The organism is Terribacillus halophilus (assembly GCF_900101385.1).
Classification (GTDB): Bacteria; Bacillota; Bacilli; order Bacillales; family Amphibacillaceae; genus Terribacillus; species Terribacillus halophilus.
The window spans coordinates 430,676-448,330 of record NZ_FMZB01000002.1; the positions used below are offsets into that span (position 1 = coordinate 430,676).

General features: G+C 44.4%; 21 protein-coding genes. 10 read left to right on the forward strand and 11 right to left on the reverse strand.

Annotated features, from left to right (window positions below; genetic code table 11):
- Window positions 1-197 precede the first annotated feature (197 nt).
- The 3 genes from BLQ53_RS05410 to lacG form a co-directional block, all read right to left on the reverse strand.
- Window positions 198-1,895 carry a PTS lactose transporter subunit IIBC gene (locus BLQ53_RS05410; RefSeq protein WP_093726251.1) on the reverse strand — a complete coding sequence of 566 codons (1,698 nt, stop codon included), beginning with the start codon at window positions 1,893-1,895 and terminating at the stop codon, window positions 198-200.
- Window positions 1,896-1,910: 15 nt separating this feature from the next.
- The gene (locus tag BLQ53_RS05415) at window positions 1,911-2,225 is read right to left on the reverse strand and encodes a PTS lactose/cellobiose transporter subunit IIA (protein WP_093726252.1); all 315 of its coding nucleotides are present in this window, start codon (window positions 2,223-2,225) and stop codon (window positions 1,911-1,913) included.
- 71 nt (window positions 2,226-2,296) lie between these two features.
- The gene (gene lacG / locus BLQ53_RS05420; protein WP_093726253.1) at window positions 2,297-3,697 is read right to left on the reverse strand and encodes a 6-phospho-beta-galactosidase; all 1,401 of its coding nucleotides are present in this window, start codon (window positions 3,695-3,697) and stop codon (window positions 2,297-2,299) included.
- A 226-nt stretch (window positions 3,698-3,923) separates the two neighbouring features.
- Here lacG and BLQ53_RS05425 point away from each other — a divergent pair, with 226 nt between their 5' ends.
- A complete protein-coding gene (locus tag BLQ53_RS05425) occupies window positions 3,924-4,682 on the forward strand; it encodes a DeoR/GlpR family DNA-binding transcription regulator (RefSeq protein ID WP_093726254.1) in 759 nt (252 codons plus the stop codon).
- A gap of 18 nt (window positions 4,683-4,700) precedes the next feature.
- On the forward strand, window positions 4,701-5,387 hold the full coding sequence (locus BLQ53_RS05430) for an HAD family hydrolase (RefSeq protein WP_093726255.1): 687 nt from the start codon (window positions 4,701-4,703) through the stop codon (window positions 5,385-5,387).
- A 19-nt stretch (window positions 5,388-5,406) separates the two neighbouring features.
- Here BLQ53_RS05430 and BLQ53_RS05435 read toward each other — a convergent pair whose 3' ends face one another.
- Window positions 5,407-6,000, reverse strand: a complete 594-nt coding sequence (locus BLQ53_RS05435) for a flavin reductase family protein (RefSeq protein ID WP_093726256.1) — start codon at window positions 5,998-6,000, stop codon at window positions 5,407-5,409.
- 88 nt (window positions 6,001-6,088) lie between these two features.
- On the opposite strand from BLQ53_RS05435, the gene BLQ53_RS05440 reads away from it, so the two are divergent.
- Window positions 6,089-6,814 (forward strand): ArsR/SmtB family transcription factor, encoded by a 726-nt coding sequence (locus BLQ53_RS05440; protein WP_093726257.1) that lies wholly within the window; start codon window positions 6,089-6,091, stop codon window positions 6,812-6,814.
- Window positions 6,815-6,959: 145 nt separating this feature from the next.
- Here BLQ53_RS05440 and BLQ53_RS19155 read toward each other — a convergent pair whose 3' ends face one another.
- Complete coding sequence (locus tag BLQ53_RS19155; RefSeq protein ID WP_244499261.1) at window positions 6,960-7,052, reverse strand: putative holin-like toxin; 93 nt, start codon at window positions 7,050-7,052, stop codon at window positions 6,960-6,962.
- Between the two features lie 174 nt (window positions 7,053-7,226).
- On the opposite strand from BLQ53_RS19155, the gene BLQ53_RS05445 reads away from it, so the two are divergent.
- Window positions 7,227-7,820 carry a C39 family peptidase gene (locus BLQ53_RS05445; protein WP_093726258.1) on the forward strand — a complete coding sequence of 198 codons (594 nt, stop codon included), beginning with the start codon at window positions 7,227-7,229 and terminating at the stop codon, window positions 7,818-7,820.
- A gap of 24 nt (window positions 7,821-7,844) precedes the next feature.
- On the opposite strand, the gene pbp4b is transcribed toward BLQ53_RS05445, so the two are convergent.
- The 5 genes from pbp4b to BLQ53_RS05470 form a co-directional block, all read right to left on the reverse strand.
- Window positions 7,845-9,176, reverse strand: coding sequence for a penicillin binding protein PBP4B (pbp4b, locus tag BLQ53_RS05450; RefSeq protein ID WP_093726259.1), 1,332 nt, complete (start codon window positions 9,174-9,176; stop codon window positions 7,845-7,847).
- Between the two features lie 129 nt (window positions 9,177-9,305).
- Complete coding sequence (locus tag BLQ53_RS05455; RefSeq protein WP_093726260.1) at window positions 9,306-9,773, reverse strand: hypothetical protein; 468 nt, start codon at window positions 9,771-9,773, stop codon at window positions 9,306-9,308.
- Window positions 9,774-9,968 (reverse strand): helix-turn-helix transcriptional regulator, encoded by a 195-nt coding sequence (locus BLQ53_RS05460; protein WP_093726261.1) that lies wholly within the window; start codon window positions 9,966-9,968, stop codon window positions 9,774-9,776. It lies immediately after the preceding gene.
- A 100-nt stretch (window positions 9,969-10,068) separates the two neighbouring features.
- Window positions 10,069-10,818, reverse strand: coding sequence for an HAAS domain-containing protein (locus tag BLQ53_RS05465; RefSeq protein WP_093726262.1), 750 nt, complete (start codon window positions 10,816-10,818; stop codon window positions 10,069-10,071).
- Entirely contained in the window at window positions 10,815-11,144 is a 330-nt protein-coding gene (locus BLQ53_RS05470) for a PadR family transcriptional regulator (protein ID WP_093726263.1), read from the reverse strand. The genes BLQ53_RS05465 and BLQ53_RS05470 overlap by 4 nt, the downstream gene beginning before the upstream one ends.
- A gap of 195 nt (window positions 11,145-11,339) precedes the next feature.
- Between BLQ53_RS05470 and BLQ53_RS05475 the strand changes: the two genes are divergently transcribed.
- Window positions 11,340-11,849, forward strand: a complete 510-nt coding sequence (locus BLQ53_RS05475) for a DUF975 family protein (RefSeq protein ID WP_170829582.1) — start codon at window positions 11,340-11,342, stop codon at window positions 11,847-11,849.
- 9 nt (window positions 11,850-11,858) lie between these two features.
- Complete coding sequence (locus tag BLQ53_RS19420; RefSeq protein ID WP_093726411.1) at window positions 11,859-11,978, forward strand: DUF975 family protein; 120 nt, start codon at window positions 11,859-11,861, stop codon at window positions 11,976-11,978.
- Between the two features lie 14 nt (window positions 11,979-11,992).
- Here BLQ53_RS19420 and BLQ53_RS05485 read toward each other — a convergent pair whose 3' ends face one another.
- The gene (locus tag BLQ53_RS05485) at window positions 11,993-14,041 is read right to left on the reverse strand and encodes a CocE/NonD family hydrolase (RefSeq protein ID WP_170829583.1); all 2,049 of its coding nucleotides are present in this window, start codon (window positions 14,039-14,041) and stop codon (window positions 11,993-11,995) included.
- A 163-nt stretch (window positions 14,042-14,204) separates the two neighbouring features.
- On the opposite strand from BLQ53_RS05485, the gene BLQ53_RS05490 reads away from it, so the two are divergent.
- Genes BLQ53_RS05490 through BLQ53_RS05505 form a run of 4 tightly spaced genes read left to right on the forward strand, consistent with a single transcriptional unit; the run spans window position 14,205 to window position 17,642 of the window.
- Window positions 14,205-14,888 (forward strand): TetR/AcrR family transcriptional regulator, encoded by a 684-nt coding sequence (locus BLQ53_RS05490; RefSeq protein ID WP_093726265.1) that lies wholly within the window; start codon window positions 14,205-14,207, stop codon window positions 14,886-14,888.
- A gap of 15 nt (window positions 14,889-14,903) precedes the next feature.
- Entirely contained in the window at window positions 14,904-16,034 is a 1,131-nt protein-coding gene (locus tag BLQ53_RS05495; protein WP_093726266.1) for a betaine/proline/choline family ABC transporter ATP-binding protein, read from the forward strand.
- A gap of 18 nt (window positions 16,035-16,052) precedes the next feature.
- Window positions 16,053-16,706 carry an ABC transporter permease gene (locus tag BLQ53_RS05500; RefSeq protein WP_093726267.1) on the forward strand — a complete coding sequence of 218 codons (654 nt, stop codon included), beginning with the start codon at window positions 16,053-16,055 and terminating at the stop codon, window positions 16,704-16,706.
- Window positions 16,707-16,724: 18 nt separating this feature from the next.
- Window positions 16,725-17,642: an osmoprotectant ABC transporter substrate-binding protein gene (locus BLQ53_RS05505; RefSeq protein WP_093726268.1), complete on the forward strand. Its 918-nt coding sequence runs from the start codon at window positions 16,725-16,727 to the stop codon at window positions 17,640-17,642.
- Window positions 17,643-17,655 lie beyond the last annotated feature (13 nt).

Sequence of the window (17,655 nt, forward strand, 5' to 3'; positions counted from 1 at the left end):
GAAAAGGGAAATATACATAAGGCTTCCCCCTTTGCTATGGTTAGGGCGCTTTAACCTTAACAGAGCGTATCCTTTTTTCGCTTGTATAATCAAGAAACTAACATAAATAGATGTGTTCTTTTCCTAATCCTCGGAGAAGAACACATCTTTCGTTTTTATTTTACAGGGTTTGTCCCAGCTTCCTTTTTTGAGGGCAATTATTTAAGCTGATCGATAACGTAATCCACTGCTTTTTTCGGGTCGCGCGTCAAACTGATATACTCTGCACCCTTTGTTGCCGCCAGCTTGATACCAAGCCGATCCGTATCTTCTTTGATATCTTCAAAATACGATCCGACTTGTGGTGCCAGGATGACCATGTCATAATCTTGCATGATTTCATAATGGGAACCATACGCGCCAGCAGCTGCAGTAATCGGTACACTGAATTGTTCTGCGCCTTCTGTCAATGCATTGGCCAGCATAGCACTAGTTCCCGCGCCAGCACAAAGGACAAGGACGTTAGTCGGTTTGACTTCATTGGATACTGTGGTCAATCCTGGTTCTGCTGCTTGCGTTGCAGCGATGTCGCTTCCTGCTGCAGCCATTGCTGGTTGTGTTCTTGCTGCAGCAGCTTCCAGCTGCGCGTTATGCGCTTCCTGCATGACTAGTTCTTTATCATATACTTTACAGAATGGCAGGTAGATCAAGAAGTCGACGACGATCAAAGTCAGCACGAGCACAAACGACCATAAACCCATTCCGGTTCCGAGTACAAGTCCGATCGGTGCCGGTGTAGCCCAAGGCAGGACGTACATGAAACTGTTCATGCCGATGACGTCGACGAAGAACTTGAAGATACATACGTTGATCATCGGTGTGAGCAGGAACGGGATGAAGAAATACGGATTCAGGATGATTGGCGCAGCAAAAAGCAATGGCTCATTCACCGCAAAGCTGACCGGTATGAAGGAAGCCTTGCCTACCGCTTTCAGTTGCTTGGATTTTGCCAGGAGCATGAAAATGAATGGAACGACAAGTGTGGCTCCTGTCCCGCCCATTGTTCCGACAAAGTTGCCAAGTCCTACTGTCAGTACATTGGATGCATGTTCTCCTGCATTATAAAGCTGAAGGTTTGCCTCGACATTTACGTAAATGATAGCTGCAATGGCAGGTTCCACAATGGATGGTCCGTGTACACCGACAAACCAGAAGAACGCCATCATCCCCCAGATGATCATAATACCTAAATAACCATCGGCAGCTGTGAATAACGGAGAAAGTAGCTTAACAAGCGCTTCGGCAAATGGCACGTCCAACGTTGTACGAACGACCAAGTCAATAATCACCGCACCAAGGACTGAGAAGGCGAATGGGAACATATCCTTGAATGTCTGCGAAATAGTGCCTGGCACTTCTTTCGGCATTTTGATGGTAATATTCTTCAGCACACAGAAACGATAGACATTAACTGTTATGAAAGCGGATACAAACGATGCTAATAAACCTTTGGTTCCCATGTACTCGGCAGAGAACCCTCCATCAATCTGCGAAACACTCAACAGCATGAAGCCGACGATCGACGCCAGCATTACCGATGTCGAGTTGATTACTTTGTTCTTCGGCATCTTTCGGTTCATGGACTCACTCAAGCTTCTTGCTGTAGTAGCAGAAACAAGCAAGCCCACCACACCCATGGAATAGTTATATACTTTCCACAGCCATGTCGAGACGCTTTCCGGCCAGGCGAATCCTAATACTTCCGGTAAAGCTGCCATAAGGATGAAAATACTGGCGAATAGAATAGCAGGCATCGCCGTCAGGAAGCCATCCCGCACTGCACCCAGATAAATATTCCGGGAAACCTTTTCGAAAAACGGTTTCCCTTTTTCAATTTGTCCAATAATCCCTTTCATCCCACTTCCTCCTCCTTAGCTCGTTTTGCGGTAGAGCTCGACGAAGTCCTGTACGAGCTCCCGAAGAAGCAATGTTGTCATCAGATGATCCTGACCATGGATGAAGATGAAGCCGATATCCATTTCCTTTCCTGCTGCCTCATCAGCCAATATCTGCGTCTGTGCATTGTGAGCCAATTTAAGATTTTCATCAGCACTTTTCAGTTCCTCTTCCACATTCTCAAAGTTACCCGCACGTACTTCTCGCAGCAGCTTCATCAATGAGCTGCGAGCATCCCCGGCATATGCAACAATCTCAAAACCTAGCATTTGCAATGATTCTTTTGTCATAATAAACCTCCTAAAACGCTTTCAATATATTATTGGAAAGGCACGGCAAACAGCGTCCGCCGTGCAAGTCATCAATTAATCATCTTTGTCTCGCTCAGGCGCTTATACCAATAAGCAGAAGCCTTCGGATAACGCTTTTGCGTCTCAAAATCCACGTAAAACAAACCGTAGCGTTTATTGTAGCCGTTTGTCCAAGAGAAGAGATCCATCAAGGACCAGAGGAAGTAGCCTTTTACATTCACGCCATCCTCTATCGCTTTGCCGATTGCTTCCAGATAGACTTTGAGATAATCGATTCTCGCCTCATCCATGATGACTCCATCTTCAAACTCATCTTTGTAACCCATCCCGTTTTCGGTAATATAAATCTTGTTATAATGCGGATAATCCTCTTTTATTCGCACAAGAATGTCATACATGCCTTCCGGATAAATGAGCCAGTCCCAATCGGTGCGTTTCAGCCCTTCTTTGTAGATGCGTTCGCCGATTCCTTTCACTTTATAAACAGAAGTCCCTTTATCTCCTGTTCCATTGTGATGAATCTGCGTCTGGCCATCATACGCTTTGACGAAGTGGCATTGGTAGTGGTTGATTCCAAGATAATCATTTCGCCGGGATGCCTTTTTCATGATCTCGAAATCTTCATCAAGGAATTCATAGGTCGCTCCGTTCGCTTCAGCAATTTCTTCGAGTGCTTGCATCGTCTTCTCTGAATAGTATCCGAGATATGTAGCATCCAAGAGGAAGCGGACCGACAGCGCATCATCCAGAAAAGCTGCATGTCGATCCTCAGGAGAATCAGTTGCCGGATATTTTGTTTCCAATGAATGCACAACCCCGATTTCACCAGGATAATTGTTATCTTTGAACAAGTTGACGGCACGAGCGTGGGCGACCATCATATTATGCAAGCATTGGATGATTTTCGAGAAATCACTTTTTACGGATGGAGGGAAGGTCCCGAGTAAGTACTGGTTCGTTGCCACCGGATAAATTTCATTGAATGTGCTCCAATAACGCACTTCACCGAATTCCTTAAAGCAGAAAGCCGCATAGTCGACGAAGGCATCCAAGTTATCCCGGTTCAGAAAATCACCTTTATCGAACAACTTCTTCGGTGTATCGAAATGATGCAGCGTAACGAAAGCTGTTATATTTCGCTTCTTACACTCAGCGAAAAGATTATGGTAAAAGTCCACTCCTTCTTGATTCACCGCACCCGTCCCATCAGGAAAGATTCTTGTCCAAGCAATGGAAATACGGATACCATTAACACCGAACTTTTCACAAAGCCGGATATCCTCAGGATATTGATGATAGAAATCACTGGCTGGATCCGGACTGAAGCGCCCTTGCTTTTCCAGGAATTCATCCCAGGCTACCGCTCCCTTACCGCCTTCCTTTGTCGCGCCTTCTGCTTGATAGGCTGCTGTTGCTCCTCCAAATATGAAATCCTCCGGCAACTTATACATGAATTGGATTCCTCCTCATAATGTTTGTTCAAACAGAAATAAATTGTTTGTTTTTGTTATCTTTCGTTCATTGTAAACGGATACAACAAACGTGTCAACGACATTTTTTCTAATAACAGGAATTTATTCTCGATAAACTAACACGCAATGTTTGAATTTGTTTATTTATATTGACTGTATAAACTTGCATATGATAAGTTATGTTTAAAGTTTCGAGGTGAAAATAATGTTGAAAAGAGAGCGCTTATTAAAAATAGTGGACATCGTCAACAAACAAGGAATCATAACAGTCAACGATATCATCCACGATTTGAATGTTTCGGATATGACAATTCGCAGAGACTTGGATGAATTGGATAAGGCGGGCAAGTTAGTAAGGATACATGGGGGAGCACAAAGTATCACCCATGCGATGGACCAGGAGTTATCCCATGTGGAAAAGCTTGGCGTTCAAGTAGAGGAAAAAACACAGATTGCAACTCTGGCCGCATCTCTCGTAAGCGATCGCGATACCGTTTTTCTCGGTCCAGGAACGACAATTGAACTGCTTGCTCGTCACCTGCTCCAGAAGAAGATCAGAATCATTACGAACAGCTATCCAGTATTTGAAATCCTGACGCAAAGTGATACAGCTGAAATCATGCTGATCGGCGGGGATTTCCGCAAAAATACCGGCACCTTCGTCGGACCGCTGGTCAACAGCAGTTTGCAAAAACTCAATTTCACAAAAGCTTTCATCAGTGCAAACGGCGTCCATAATGAAGAAATCTCCACATACAGCATCGAGGAAGGAGAAGCACATCAGATTGCCCTGAACAACTCCCGCAGTAAATACTTGCTTGTTGATCATACAAAATTCAACCGGGAAGATTTCTATGTATTTTATAACCTGCATGATATGGATTATTTGATAACCGATGATCAGCTTCGCGAAGATGTGCAGTCGCATTACGAACAATATGTCGAGGTTCAACTATCGAAGTAGGCTTAAGGAGGAGAAAAAATGAAAGGCGTCATATTCGATTTCAATGGAACTATGTTTTTGGATTCCCACTTACACGAGCAGGCTTGGTTTCATATGGTCCGGAAATATGCTGCTGGATCCATCACGGATGAAGAGATTTTCACAAATATACACGGGCGTACGAATAATGAGATTCTACGGCATTTTGTGAGTCCCGAATTATCTGCCGATGATATACGGAAGCTTTCCGATGAAAAGGAAGGTCTTTATCGGGAGCTTTGCCTGCAAAATGAGAAGGATCTTGTACTGACAAACGGCTTAACCGGGATTTTGGATCACCTGAAAGCACAGAATCTGCCTCGTACAATTGCGACTGCAACAGTGAAAGAAAATGTCGCCTTCTATTTCGATGTATTCAAGCTGGACAGGTGGTTCGACTTTGAAACCGTCACATTCGATGACGGCAGCTTCCCAGGAAAACCTGCTCCTGATATCTTCTTGATTGCAGCTAAGAAACTGGGGCTGCAGCCAAGCGAGTGCCTTGTGATCGAAGACGCTTTCTCCGGTCTGACAGCAGCCAAAAAAGCTGGCATAGGGAAGATCATTGCAATCGACCCTTTCGGCAAGAACCGCGAAGCATTCCTGCAGAATCAGCTCGGTTCTGATGGTATTATCCAAGACTTTACGAACTTTCACGATATATTAATAACAGAACCCCTCATCTAAACAATGAGGGGTTGCTCCATTACGCTCGCACGGTCTTCCCTAATTCCTTACCAAGACCAAAGTAATGTCTAAAGTTATAGATAAGCGGACTCCATTTACCAGGATCGATATGATGCCCTTCTTTTATAATATCTTCTTGTGCATGGACGGCAACAGCATCGATCTCTACAATAGCAATACCCTCCATATAGTCAGGCTCCCTGGTGTGCCTTACTTTCCCTTCGATCTGTAAAGGACATTCTGCAACAGCATCCGCACTCACTACTGAGGATATTTTTCTTGTCAGGCCAGCTTCACGGAATTTATCTTTAACGTAGACGCAGCCATATGCCGCTTTGCCTGGAGGAATCATTTCTTTTCCTGTGCAAGTAGCAAGCTTCTCCACATGCTGCCATAAAACCGGACTCGGAACATTCAGTACACATTCACCACGGCCCTTCAAATTTTCATATGCTTTTCCGTCGGTACCGAGGCCGATGACTAGAAAATGATCCAATGCCCATGAGGAAGAAATCGGACTGATATTTGTTGTCCCATCCTCGTTAACTGTCGTAAGCAGGACAACTGGGTTGCCATAATATAAGATTTTTGGATTTATTGTTTTATGTACCATAATTTACTTCTCCCCTTTCCATCTTTAGCTTAAAATAAAGATAATACGAACGCCATCGAAATATGGATACCTGGAAAGGAGAATCGATTTGCACTCACCGCATGTTGCAGCAGCTGCCAGCCTGCTCAGTGAAGAATCACGCAGTATCATGCTTACCATGATGATGGATGGTCGGTTCCATACATCCGGGGAGCTTGCCCGAGCTGCCGGCATCACCCCACAAACAGCCAGCTTCCATCTTAAAAAACTGGAGGAGGCTGGATTCCTTGCACAGACAAAACAGGGACGCCATCGCTATTACGGGTTAAAGGACCCCGCCATCGCGCAAGTTATCGAATCTCTGCTGACAATTACACTGCCTGTCAAAGTATCCTCTTTCAGTCAGGCAGCAGAAGACCAAGCCATCCGCTATGCCCGGACCTGCTATGATCATCTTGCTGGTTCACTGGGCATACTGGTTGCAGAAACGCTTACTTCAAACCGATATATAAAGAAAGATCAAGATCAATACATCCTCACACCAAAGGGAGAAACCTTCTTCTCCAGTTTTGGTATCGATCTGGAAGCAATCCGAGGAAAAAGGCGTTCATTCTGCCACTGCTGTCTGGACTGGAGCGAGCGCAAGCATCATCTGGCTGGTTCTTTGGGGAATGCATTGCTGGAATGTTTTTTGGAGCTAGGTTGGTTGAAAAGAAAATCCGGATCACGGGCACTCCTTCTTACCGAGATAGGAAGAAATGGTTTTGCCGAGATTTTCGATTTGGACATAACGAACAAGCATAAAACACATGACAACAAGGTGTATTTACGATAAAATGTGCATAAGATAACAACGACAAAAAGACCGCCTGGTGCTGGTAACACCAAACGGTCAAGCAATAGCAAGGATTCCTCAAAGGAATCAGCCCACAAAAGAGCGAAAAATAACCTACCCATCATGAGCCGTCACTCAAGGGTGGTTATTTTTTTTGGTTTCTATCAGACATGATCGCAACGATGAGCGTACCGAATGAAATCATCAGCGTCAGCGTTTCGAATACCGTCAGAGGCATCACCTCCCTCCCTGGAGGGATAAGTGAGCCGACCACCCTTGAGTCATCTATGCTATTGTCTGTCCATTATATCAGCCAAGCCTCCAAGCTACATCTTACTTTTGATGGAATTTTTCTGACATTATAAGTTGGTATATTGCTATAATTAGAAAAACACTTAAGGTGGGATGGAATATGCCTTTATTGGATGTACCGTATATCAAGCAGCACCCCGAACTTCCTTCCGGCTGTGAAGTAACCGCCTTGGCAATGGCATTATCTTATCACGGACAAGCCGTCGATAAACTGACTTTAGCCCGTGAAATGCCTAAGGATGTTGTCCCTGTAGAACGCAATGAAGACGGAACGATCCGGATATGGGGCGATCCGGAAGACGGTTTTGTCGGAGACCCTTTCGGCAATGGTATCACGATTAACCCGAATCCGTTAAAGCAAGTTGCCGACAAGTACCGGCCAGGAAGCCTGGCATTGTATCAAGAGGAATTCGGTGTCATCGAAACACATGTAGCAAATAGCCATCCCGTTTTAGTCTGGTTTACGATTCACCATGACATGCCAACTCCACGTTTTTGGCATACGCCAAATGGTAAAGTCATACAAGCACCACGTCCGCTGCATTGCATTGTCGTCACTGGTGTCGATGACGAGTATGTTTATTTTCATGACTGTGAATCAACAGAAAAAAGCGGAGAACATGTAAAGGTTGAAAAAGCCCACTTTATCCAGATTTATGATGCGATGGGAAGACGTGCACTCATTATTACATAGCAAAACACGGTCCATGACCGTGTTTTACTTCATCGCTTCATATATTGCTTGGACAACAGGGCCATAATCGCCTGTGGCATATTCATCTCCGGCGAACAGATTACTGTTTTGTTCCGGATCAAGTACAGGTGTATGCTTCTTATTCGTCAGCAGTACAATCCCGAGATCATATTCCGGATCGATGATCGTAACCGTTCCTGTCCAGCCTGTATGTCCATAAGCTATATCACTAGCCAAGGAACCAAACATCCAATCCATTGTCCCTTCATCTCCATTCCTGCGCCAGCCAAGACCATAGGTTTCATTTGTAGGAGAAGCGGCTGTAAACTTCTCGATTACATCTTCATTGAAAAATCGCCATTTGCCATATCCGCCACCATTTAACATGACTTGCAGCAGAACGGCCATATCATTGGTGGTCGAGAAAAGTCCCGCATGCCCGGATATACCATCCATTGCATAATAGCTCTTTTCATCATGGACTTCTCCAATGATCGTCTCCGTCCTGATATTCGGGAAAGAGAAATACCCATCTCGTGTATTACCCATTCGCTCTGTCGCTGCCACATCTTTCGCTTTCACACCGTTCTCCAATGGATTGAACATCGTATGCTTCAAACGGAGTGGCTCATAAAAAGTTTCTTCCACATACGTATCCAGTCGTTCCCCTGTTACACGTTCCACTATGGCACCCAGAAGCATATAATCAATGTCGCTATACAAGTGATCTGTTCCTGGCTCGTATTGAAGCGGCACTTTAGGCAGGAGTTTGATGGTACATTCGCGGTCCTGCGAATAAAATGCACCTGCGATATCCGGGTTATGAAATTCGATACTCGCTGGAAAACCCGCTTGGTGCTGCAGCAAGTCTTGAATCAAAATCGTATCCTTCCCTTTGATTGCTGCATTTGCCTCATCTTTGAATTCTGGAATGTAGTCACTGACTTTATCCGTCAATCTTATTTCTCCCTCGCTGACCAGATGCTGCAATGCAAAATTGGTAGCATACATCTTTGTATTGGAAGCCAGATCGTATAATGTATCCTTCTTCACTTTCTTCGGATTTTTGAGCTCCTCCAGTCCATCATACACTTGCCGGTATCCGTAACGGGAATCCTTCACAATCTTTCCGTCTTTTATAATGGTCAATGACGCTCCCGGAAATCCATTTTCGATGTCGGTTTCAATTAATTCATCCACTTTCGCTAAACCTTCTTTAGTGAATCCCGCTTCTTCAGCCCTCTTCACCTTTTTCAATGTTGGGTACTCATTGGTGTCAGCCAAAGCTTCCGTAGGGACAAATAATAATAAGAATATAAGTGGAAAAATAGCAAACTGCTGGCCAATACGTTTCATCCGCGCTCCTCCTTTGTCTTGTCTACTTTTTCCCTTAAGCCAAGACAAATTCCTTTCTCTACCCAAAAAACACGAAAAAAGCACTGCGATATGCAGTGCTTCAGTTTTAATTACAGGTAAATTTACGGGTCAGTCAATTAATTCCCGATTTTTTTGGTAGGACCTTCGAAGGGATATAAAGTTTGTTACAAATAGCAATAATGCTCCGAGCGAGCTGACCATCAGACCTTCTACCAAAGACACTTCCATCGGTCCAAACAAATAATACAACGAAATCATACCATTGAACACAAGGAAGTAAGTTGATGATTTAACTACTACCAACTTTCTCTCTCGCCGATACGCTTTTTCCGTCATGATCTCGGCAAACTCCATACCAGACAGGATATAACGAATCCAAACATACGCTACAGTTCCGAACATCATCAACATCAGAACGATTACACCATCCAAAGGAATTAACTCAAATCGAGAAATGACAATCAGAGCTATGACAGCAATCAGCTGCAAGATGGCAGCTTCTGCAAAGTAAACGAGCATCGTCCTTCGCTTATATTCATCTTCCGGCAGCAAAAATCGAATCCAAGTTTTCTCCATTCATTCTACCTCCCAGAATAAGTCATCCAATGTCTTACCCAATACTTTTGCAATCGCAACGCACAGCTGCAGTGTCGGATTGTACTCTCCTTTTTCGATCAAACCGATTGTCTGCCTGGTGACACGAACTCTTCGGGCCAGCTGCTCCTGTGTCATCTTCTGTTCCATCCGCGTGAATTTCACTTTATTTTTCATATTGACGATCCCCTATGCAATATATACATTACATTTGTTAGGTATATATTACATATAAAACTATATCCAGTCAAGATAAAAACGCATGTCTCAGCATGCGTTAACTATCTTTCTTATTTTTTCTAAGAAACCAAATCCACATTGAAAGAGACAAAACAATGCAGATCAACATGATAATGATAAGCTTGCTTTCCTCTTCTATATCGATGTAACGTAAAATGACCTGTGGAATATAAAGAACTGCCGGTACGATGACGGAAATCCATGTTTTCCAATATAATGCTGCCGCAATGAAAATGAAACAAGCAGTAATAATCACTGCTATATTCAAGGCTGGACTGATAGTCAATACTGGTGTTTCAATAAAAAGATCTGCCAACAATATTCCTACGAACATACCAGTAGGAGCCAACCCCATCAATATATATAGTGTGATGGTTACTTTCTTGGATAGTTTATTTGCAGCGGTGAAGCGATACATGCCAAACAGCAGCAGGATGGAAACAATAAACACCAAAGGATTTCCAATCAGTGCCAGAAGGGAATAATTTCTGTCACCCTCTATCGCTTTATTCATGATAAGATACGCAAACGCATTCAATAGGATAAGTGGGACAAACATAAGCCAGAACCGCCCATCCGTTTCCACCTCTGCTTCTATTTCCTTCATGTAAGCTTTCGGAGACTTCCCGATGATGTGCTCGACACTCTTACCATTCTGCTCCGCTTCATATAAGTGATCTTCCAACTCTTCCATTAATTCAATCACTTCGTCTTCCTTCTTATTGCTGGCGAATAGATAAATCCGCAAGTTATCGAGAAACGCCTGACTTTCCTTGGATAATGTCATGATTGTTCCCTCCTTAGAATGTTATTAACGCTGGACGAAACTTCTGCCCATCTTACCTTGAAATCTGCTAATTCTGTCCGTCCTTCTGCAGTCAATTGATAATATTTCCGCTTCGGTCCGCCTGATGGCAATGTTTTACTTGTCGTCGTGACGAGACCTTCTTTTTTCATCCGCAGCAGCAATGGATAGATACTGCCCTCGCTTACCATGGTAAATCCATAGGCTGCAAGCTTCTCCACCATTTCATAGCCGTACGTCTCGCGTTCTGCAATGATTGAGAGCAGACAGCCCTCGAGAATGCCTTTTAATAATTGGCTGGATGACAAATTTACTTTTCCTCCCCGCTATATTGTTTAGCAAGATAGTTAATCAAAAAAAGAAGCCGACTAACTACTTTGTTTTGCAAGATAGTTATACTGTAGCATAAGCTTCCCTCAAACACAACCATACTTTTCCATAATTGTGGTATGCTCAACAAAATCATACTCATATACATATAAAAACCGGGGGGGGACATGCATATGATTGATAATCAAACAATGAAGCATAATGCATTGGAAAACTTAAGCGGCAATTGGGGTAAAAGCGTACTTGCTGTATTTCTCTTTGCTGTCATTTCGACTGCATTGACTTTGTTAACCAACCCTTTGCTCGGCTTGGATGAAATAACGACTCTAAAGGAAGACATTATTGCTAATATCCAAGGCACCTTGATAAATTACGTGCTGCTAATGCCTCTATATGTCGGAACAACCTGGATGCTTCAAAGTCTTGTCCAAGGAGAGCGCCCTTCCTTTGGATTTATTTTTTCACCTTTTAGACGCTTCTGGCGGTACATGCTGACAGGACTGATTTTAGTCGTCCTGCTGACATTTTGGACTTTGCTGCTGGTTATCCCTGGCATCATCAAATTTTATAGCTATTCCCAGACACTTTACATCCTGCGTGAACATCCAGATTACTCCCCATTGGATGCTATCCGGGAGAGCAAAGAAAAGATACAAGGCTTCAAATGGCGCTATTTGTATTAGCTAAGCTTTATTGGCTGGGCTTTATTAAGCATCTTCACCTTATTTATCGGACTCTTTTGGTTAGAGCCTTATGTCCGTACTACCATGGCAAGCTTCTATGAACTAAAAATAAAGCAGGCATCCAAGTGATGCCTGCTTCTCCCCTAAATAAACTCCCTAAGAATTTTTTCATTCCATTCTTTCGTGAAGATTTCTTGTTCGCCTTCAAATGCGTGAAGTGTATGCTTAAGATAAAAGTGCTTTTCATCACACCACATGTTACAGGAAAGGTCCAAGTGTGTCTGCCAATCATCCCGCCCGATATCCATTGTCCAGTCACATTGGACGCTGGCGGATAGAGGATCGCCTTCTTTAATTGTGTAGACATTACGGTTCGTACTCCCGTACTCCAAACCGTTATCTGCGAGTTTTCGTGCACCCTCATCTGAATAATCATCCAATATCCACGTTCTCTCCACGGTGTCGTACCGTATTTGGCGCTTGCGGCTCTCCTGGCGCAATATTTCCTTCTCCAGCACAGGTGCTGTTTCAGGCTGCTGAAAAGGGGACAGTTGCTCATCAATAGCCTGCGGTTCCCTAACCGGGAGCAGCAGTTTTGTGTTATCACTTGGATAAATCGTAAGCGTTGCTGTTTTTGGAGATGGCCAGGCGTGCGGCCAATATGTCGGCGCGACTGCCACTTGCCAGCGATGACCGGCTGGAAGTGCATGGGCAATATCATTCAATTGGACCGTCACTGAGAATTTCTCACCTGGCGTCAATTCTTCAGGAAATTCATGACTGTTACGGTGAGTCAGGTTGAGCATGCCCCACGTTACACGTGTAACATTTCCATCTGGATCGACGTCATTCAAGCGGACTGCCACCAGTGCTTGTTCTTGATCGCTCGATATTTCCAGCTGCAGTTTAGATGCTCCAAGTATTTCCATTCTTTCTTTTAAAGGAGCACTGGTAAACACTGCCGCAAATCCATTTTCCAGACGTTGATCGGATGGCATATCACCTGGCTGGCCAAACGGACAAAATACACCAGCATAAAGGCCATGCTGCTGCATGCTTGCAACAGTGACCGGCGTCCCGGCACCAGATTCTTCCCTCAGCGTTTGTCCATGCAGGTAGAAGGATTTTTGCTCCATGACCGGAGATGGCCATTGGGTTTCTGCAACCCATCGACCTGGTCTATATTCATATTCCACCTCAGGCAGAACACTTTCCTGCATCCAGGCACGCAGCATTGGCTCTTCTATGATGCCTGTTTCGTGACCTTTAAGCCAATGATCCCACCAACGCAAGCATTCTTGCAGGAAACCGATTGATGGCCCCGGTATTGCAACTTCCGGATATTCATGCGCCCATGGCCCAATCAGCCCCTTTTTCGGTACTTTCAATCCTTCCAGCAAACGAGGGATGGCATTCGTATAACCATCCGCCCAGCCACCGACAGCAAATACAGGTATCTCTATGTCTGCATAATCCTCCTTGACTGAGCCGTGCTTCCAATAAGCATCCCGGCGCTGATGACGTACCCATTCTTCTGCAAAGGGTGGCGTTTCATCCATTCGCCGGATCCAATCTTCCCGCCATTTCTTTCCGACTATTTCCGGATCAGCAGGTCTTGCATTGTACGCAAACATCGTCGATGCCCACCAAAGCATATCGGAAGCAAGCAATGCCCCGCCCTTATAGTGCACATCATCTGCATACCGATCATCTGTCGAACAAATAGTAATGACAGCTTTCAATTCAGGTGGTCGTCTGGCAGCAACTTGCAAACCATTGAACCCTCCCCAGGATTTCCCGATCATGCCTACCTTACCAGTCGACCAGGCTTGATCAGCTATCCATTTCAATACATCTTCTGCATCATCTTGTTCTTGCGGCAGATATTCATCATAGAGGATTCCTTCTGAGTCACCGCTTCCACGAATGTCCACACGTACACTTGCATATCCATGGCCTGCAAAGTAAGGGTGGCGGATGGAATCACGCAAAGCGGTGAAATCATCTTTCCGATAAGGGATATATTCCAGAATCGCTGGTACCGGCGTTTCATTTGCGTCTTCAGGAAGCCAGATTCTTGCCGATAATCTCACACCGTCACGCATCGGAATCCAAACATGACGTATCTCTTTAACGGAATGCGGATATGACGTTTTTATTTGCAGCTGGTTATCTCGCACATTGAATACCATCGCTATCTTCCTTCCCAGGCAAATTTGCATTAAAAATTGACTATGCTATATTTTATAATCATGATTACTTTTTAACTTTGATTATAATATCATACGCGATTACGACTTAACAACCATGGGGAGGCGAGCACGAACGCGTATGTAAAGGAGACAGAAAAGCACGATGAACAAGAAAGAAATCCAAAAGAGCCGGATGTGGAAGTACTTTGTGGAAGCGACAGCAGATATTATCCGCGAGGAAGGATTAGAAAAAGTGACGATCCGGAAAGTAGCGGATCGCGCTGGCTACAATAGTGCCACGATTTACAATTACTTCTCCGATCTATCTCATCTCATTTTCTTTGCGTCCATGACATTCTTGAAGGACTACACCGATGAAGTCGTCGTTTATATGAATCGATCCGATAAGCCTCTGGAAAAGTATTTATTAGCCTGGGAATGCTTTTGTACATATTCCTTCCGCTATCCAAAATTATTCCATGCCATTTTCATCATGGATCTTGGCGACAGTCCGGAAAATATGCTGGAGCGCTATTACACAAAATTCCCCAAGGATTTGATCAATATTCCAGAGGAACTGCATTCGACGTTGTTGGAACGCAATATGTCCAAACGCGGTCGCTCTGCCTTGGAACTAGCTCTCGAAGCTGGAGAAATCAGCGAAAAAAATGTAGATGCCATCAATGAATTGACGATCCTCATCTGGCAAGGGATGTTCAACAATGTGCTGAACCATCGCCGATCATACGATCCACAACGCGCGATGAAAAAAACGATGCAATACATTACTGAAATCGTCCGGAATGAGACAGCTTTCGATTTTTCGGACAATAAATATGGACCGTAAACAGGAGGTTATCATGTGCTGACATTCGAGAATGTAACAAAAATCTACAGCGGCAATAAAAAAGCCGTGAATAATTTGAATCTGGAAATAGAAAAAGGCGAATTCATTTGCTTCATCGGACCGAGCGGCTGTGGTAAGACGACGAGTATGAAAATGGTCAACCGGCTGATCGAGCCAACAGAAGGAAGAATTCTGATCGATGGCAAAGATATCATGAAACAGAACCGCGTGCAGATGCGCAGGGAAATAGGATATGTCATCCAGCAGATTGGGCTGTTTCCGCATATGACAATCAGCGAAAATATCACGCTTGTCCCAAAACTGCTTCAATGGTCCAAAGACAACCGGCGGGAGCGGGCAAAAGAATTGATCAAACTGGTCAATCTGCCGGAAGAATACCTGGATCGTTACCCACAGGAACTGAGCGGCGGACAGCAGCAGCGTATCGGTGTTTTGCGCGCACTGGCTTCCAACCCGCCACTCATTCTGATGGATGAACCTTTTGGTGCGCTGGACCCGATTACACGTGATGGGTTACAGGAAGAATTCAAGAATCTGCAGAGAAAGCTAGGCAAAACAATCGTCTTCGTTACCCACGACATGGATGAAGCTATTAAACTGGCAGATCGTATTGTCATCATGCGGGATGGAGAGATCGTGCAAGTTGATACACCTGACGAAATCCTGCGTAATCCTGCAAATGAATTTGTCGAATCCTTCATCGGAAAAGAGCGTTTGATTCAAACAAGACCAGATGTTAAAACAGTAGGTCAAATCATGAATAAGATACCGGCAACTGTTCATAAAGAAGAGACATTATCCACCGCTATCCAGCGGATGAAGGAGAAACGCGTGGATTCCTTGCTCGTTATTGGAGAAGATCAGACACTTGAAGGCTACATCGACGTGGAGGATATCGAGGAAAACCGAAAAAAATCCACGCTTGTCGGTGAAATTGTCGAAACAGAGCTTTATCGTGTAAAAGAAGACAGCCTCATACGGGATACCATCCAAAAAATGCTCCGCAGGCATACGAAATATGTTCCTGTAGTGGATGATGACAATCGACTGAAAGGTATCGTCACACGGGCGACGCTTGCCGATCTAGTCTATGAATCTATCTGGGGTGATGAGGATGACAACTAAGAAGGGGGCCCAGACCATATGGATGCATTAATTCAATTCTTCCAGGAACAAGGCAGCACACTTGCCCTGAAAACGTGGGAGCATTTATATATTTCCTTAATTGCCGTTCTGCTCGGTATCCTTGTCGCTGTACCAGTCGGCATCCTGCTCACCAGATTCGAGCGCGCAGCTGATACAGTCATCCGAATCATCAGTATCATACAAACCTTTCCAAGTCTTGCCATCTTGGCATTCTTCATTCCAATATTAGGTGTAGGAAAAGTACCCGCCATTGTCGCCTTATTCTTCTACTCCATGTTGCCGATTCTCCGTAACACCTACATCGGCATTAAAAATACAGACAAAAATCTGCTGGAAGCAGGTCGTGGTATGGGCATGACCAATGCACAGCTTATCTTCAGTGTTGAACTGCCGCTCGCAATACCCGTCATCATGGCTGGTATCCGGGTATCCACTGTTTATCTTATCGGCTGGGCCACATTAGCCTCATTCGTCGGAGCCGGCGGACTCGGGGACTTCATTTTCGATGGGTTGAATCTTTATCAGCCAGAACTGATTTTAGCTGGTGCGATTCCATCGACCATTTTGGCTTTGCTCGCCGATTTTATCCTAGGCAGAATCGAAACCAAACTCACACCGACAACAAGAAGTGCGCAGCAGGAAACTGCATAGGAAGGAGCGACGACGAAAATGAAAAAGCTAACCAAACTTATCATGATCGGTATGTTGACAGCCCTTCTCCTGTCTGGCTGTTCACTTCCTGGTCTAGGCGGCGGATCAGGGGAAACGATTAAAATCGGTACAGTCACTACCTCCGAAACACAGACGCTCGGCTATATACAGAAATACATGATTGAGCATTATACCGATTTAAATGCCGAAATTGTCGGCAACTTGGGTTCTTCGATCGTGATGCATCAAGCGATGGTGAATGGTGATGTGGATATTTCCGCAGCGAGATATACCGGTACCGATTTGAGTGGAGCCTTGCATATGGATCTGGTAAACGATCCCGAGGAAGCGATGGAAATCGTTCAGCGAGAGTTTCAGGATCAATTTGATCAAAAATGGTATGACACATATGGATTCGATAATACGTATGTCCTATCCGTAAGACAAGATGTAGCTGAGAAAGAAGGATTGGAGAAGGTTTCAGACCTCTCATCGGTTGCCGATAAATACCTATTTGGTGTGGATAACAGCTGGATCAACCGTGAGGGAATCGGATATGACGAATTCGTGAAGGAATATGGCTTTGAATTCAATAAAGTTTACCCGATGCAGATAGGACTCGTTTATTCTGCTTTGAACAATAAGAAGATGGATGCAGTTTTGGCGTACTCCACAGATGCCAGACTAAAGCAATTTAACTTGGCTACCTTGGAAGACGATAAACATTTCTTCCCTCCTTATGATGCCTCCCCAGTTGCTTCTAATGACTTGCTGGAAGAACATCCAGAGATCGATGGTATCCTTCAAAAGCTGGTAGGGAAATTCGATAATGATACAATCATCGAACTAAATTATCAAGCTGATATCGAGAAAAAAGAACCTAGCACGATAGCCAAAGAGTATTTAGAAGCCCATAACTACTTTGAAGATGAATAAAGGAGGTGCGAAA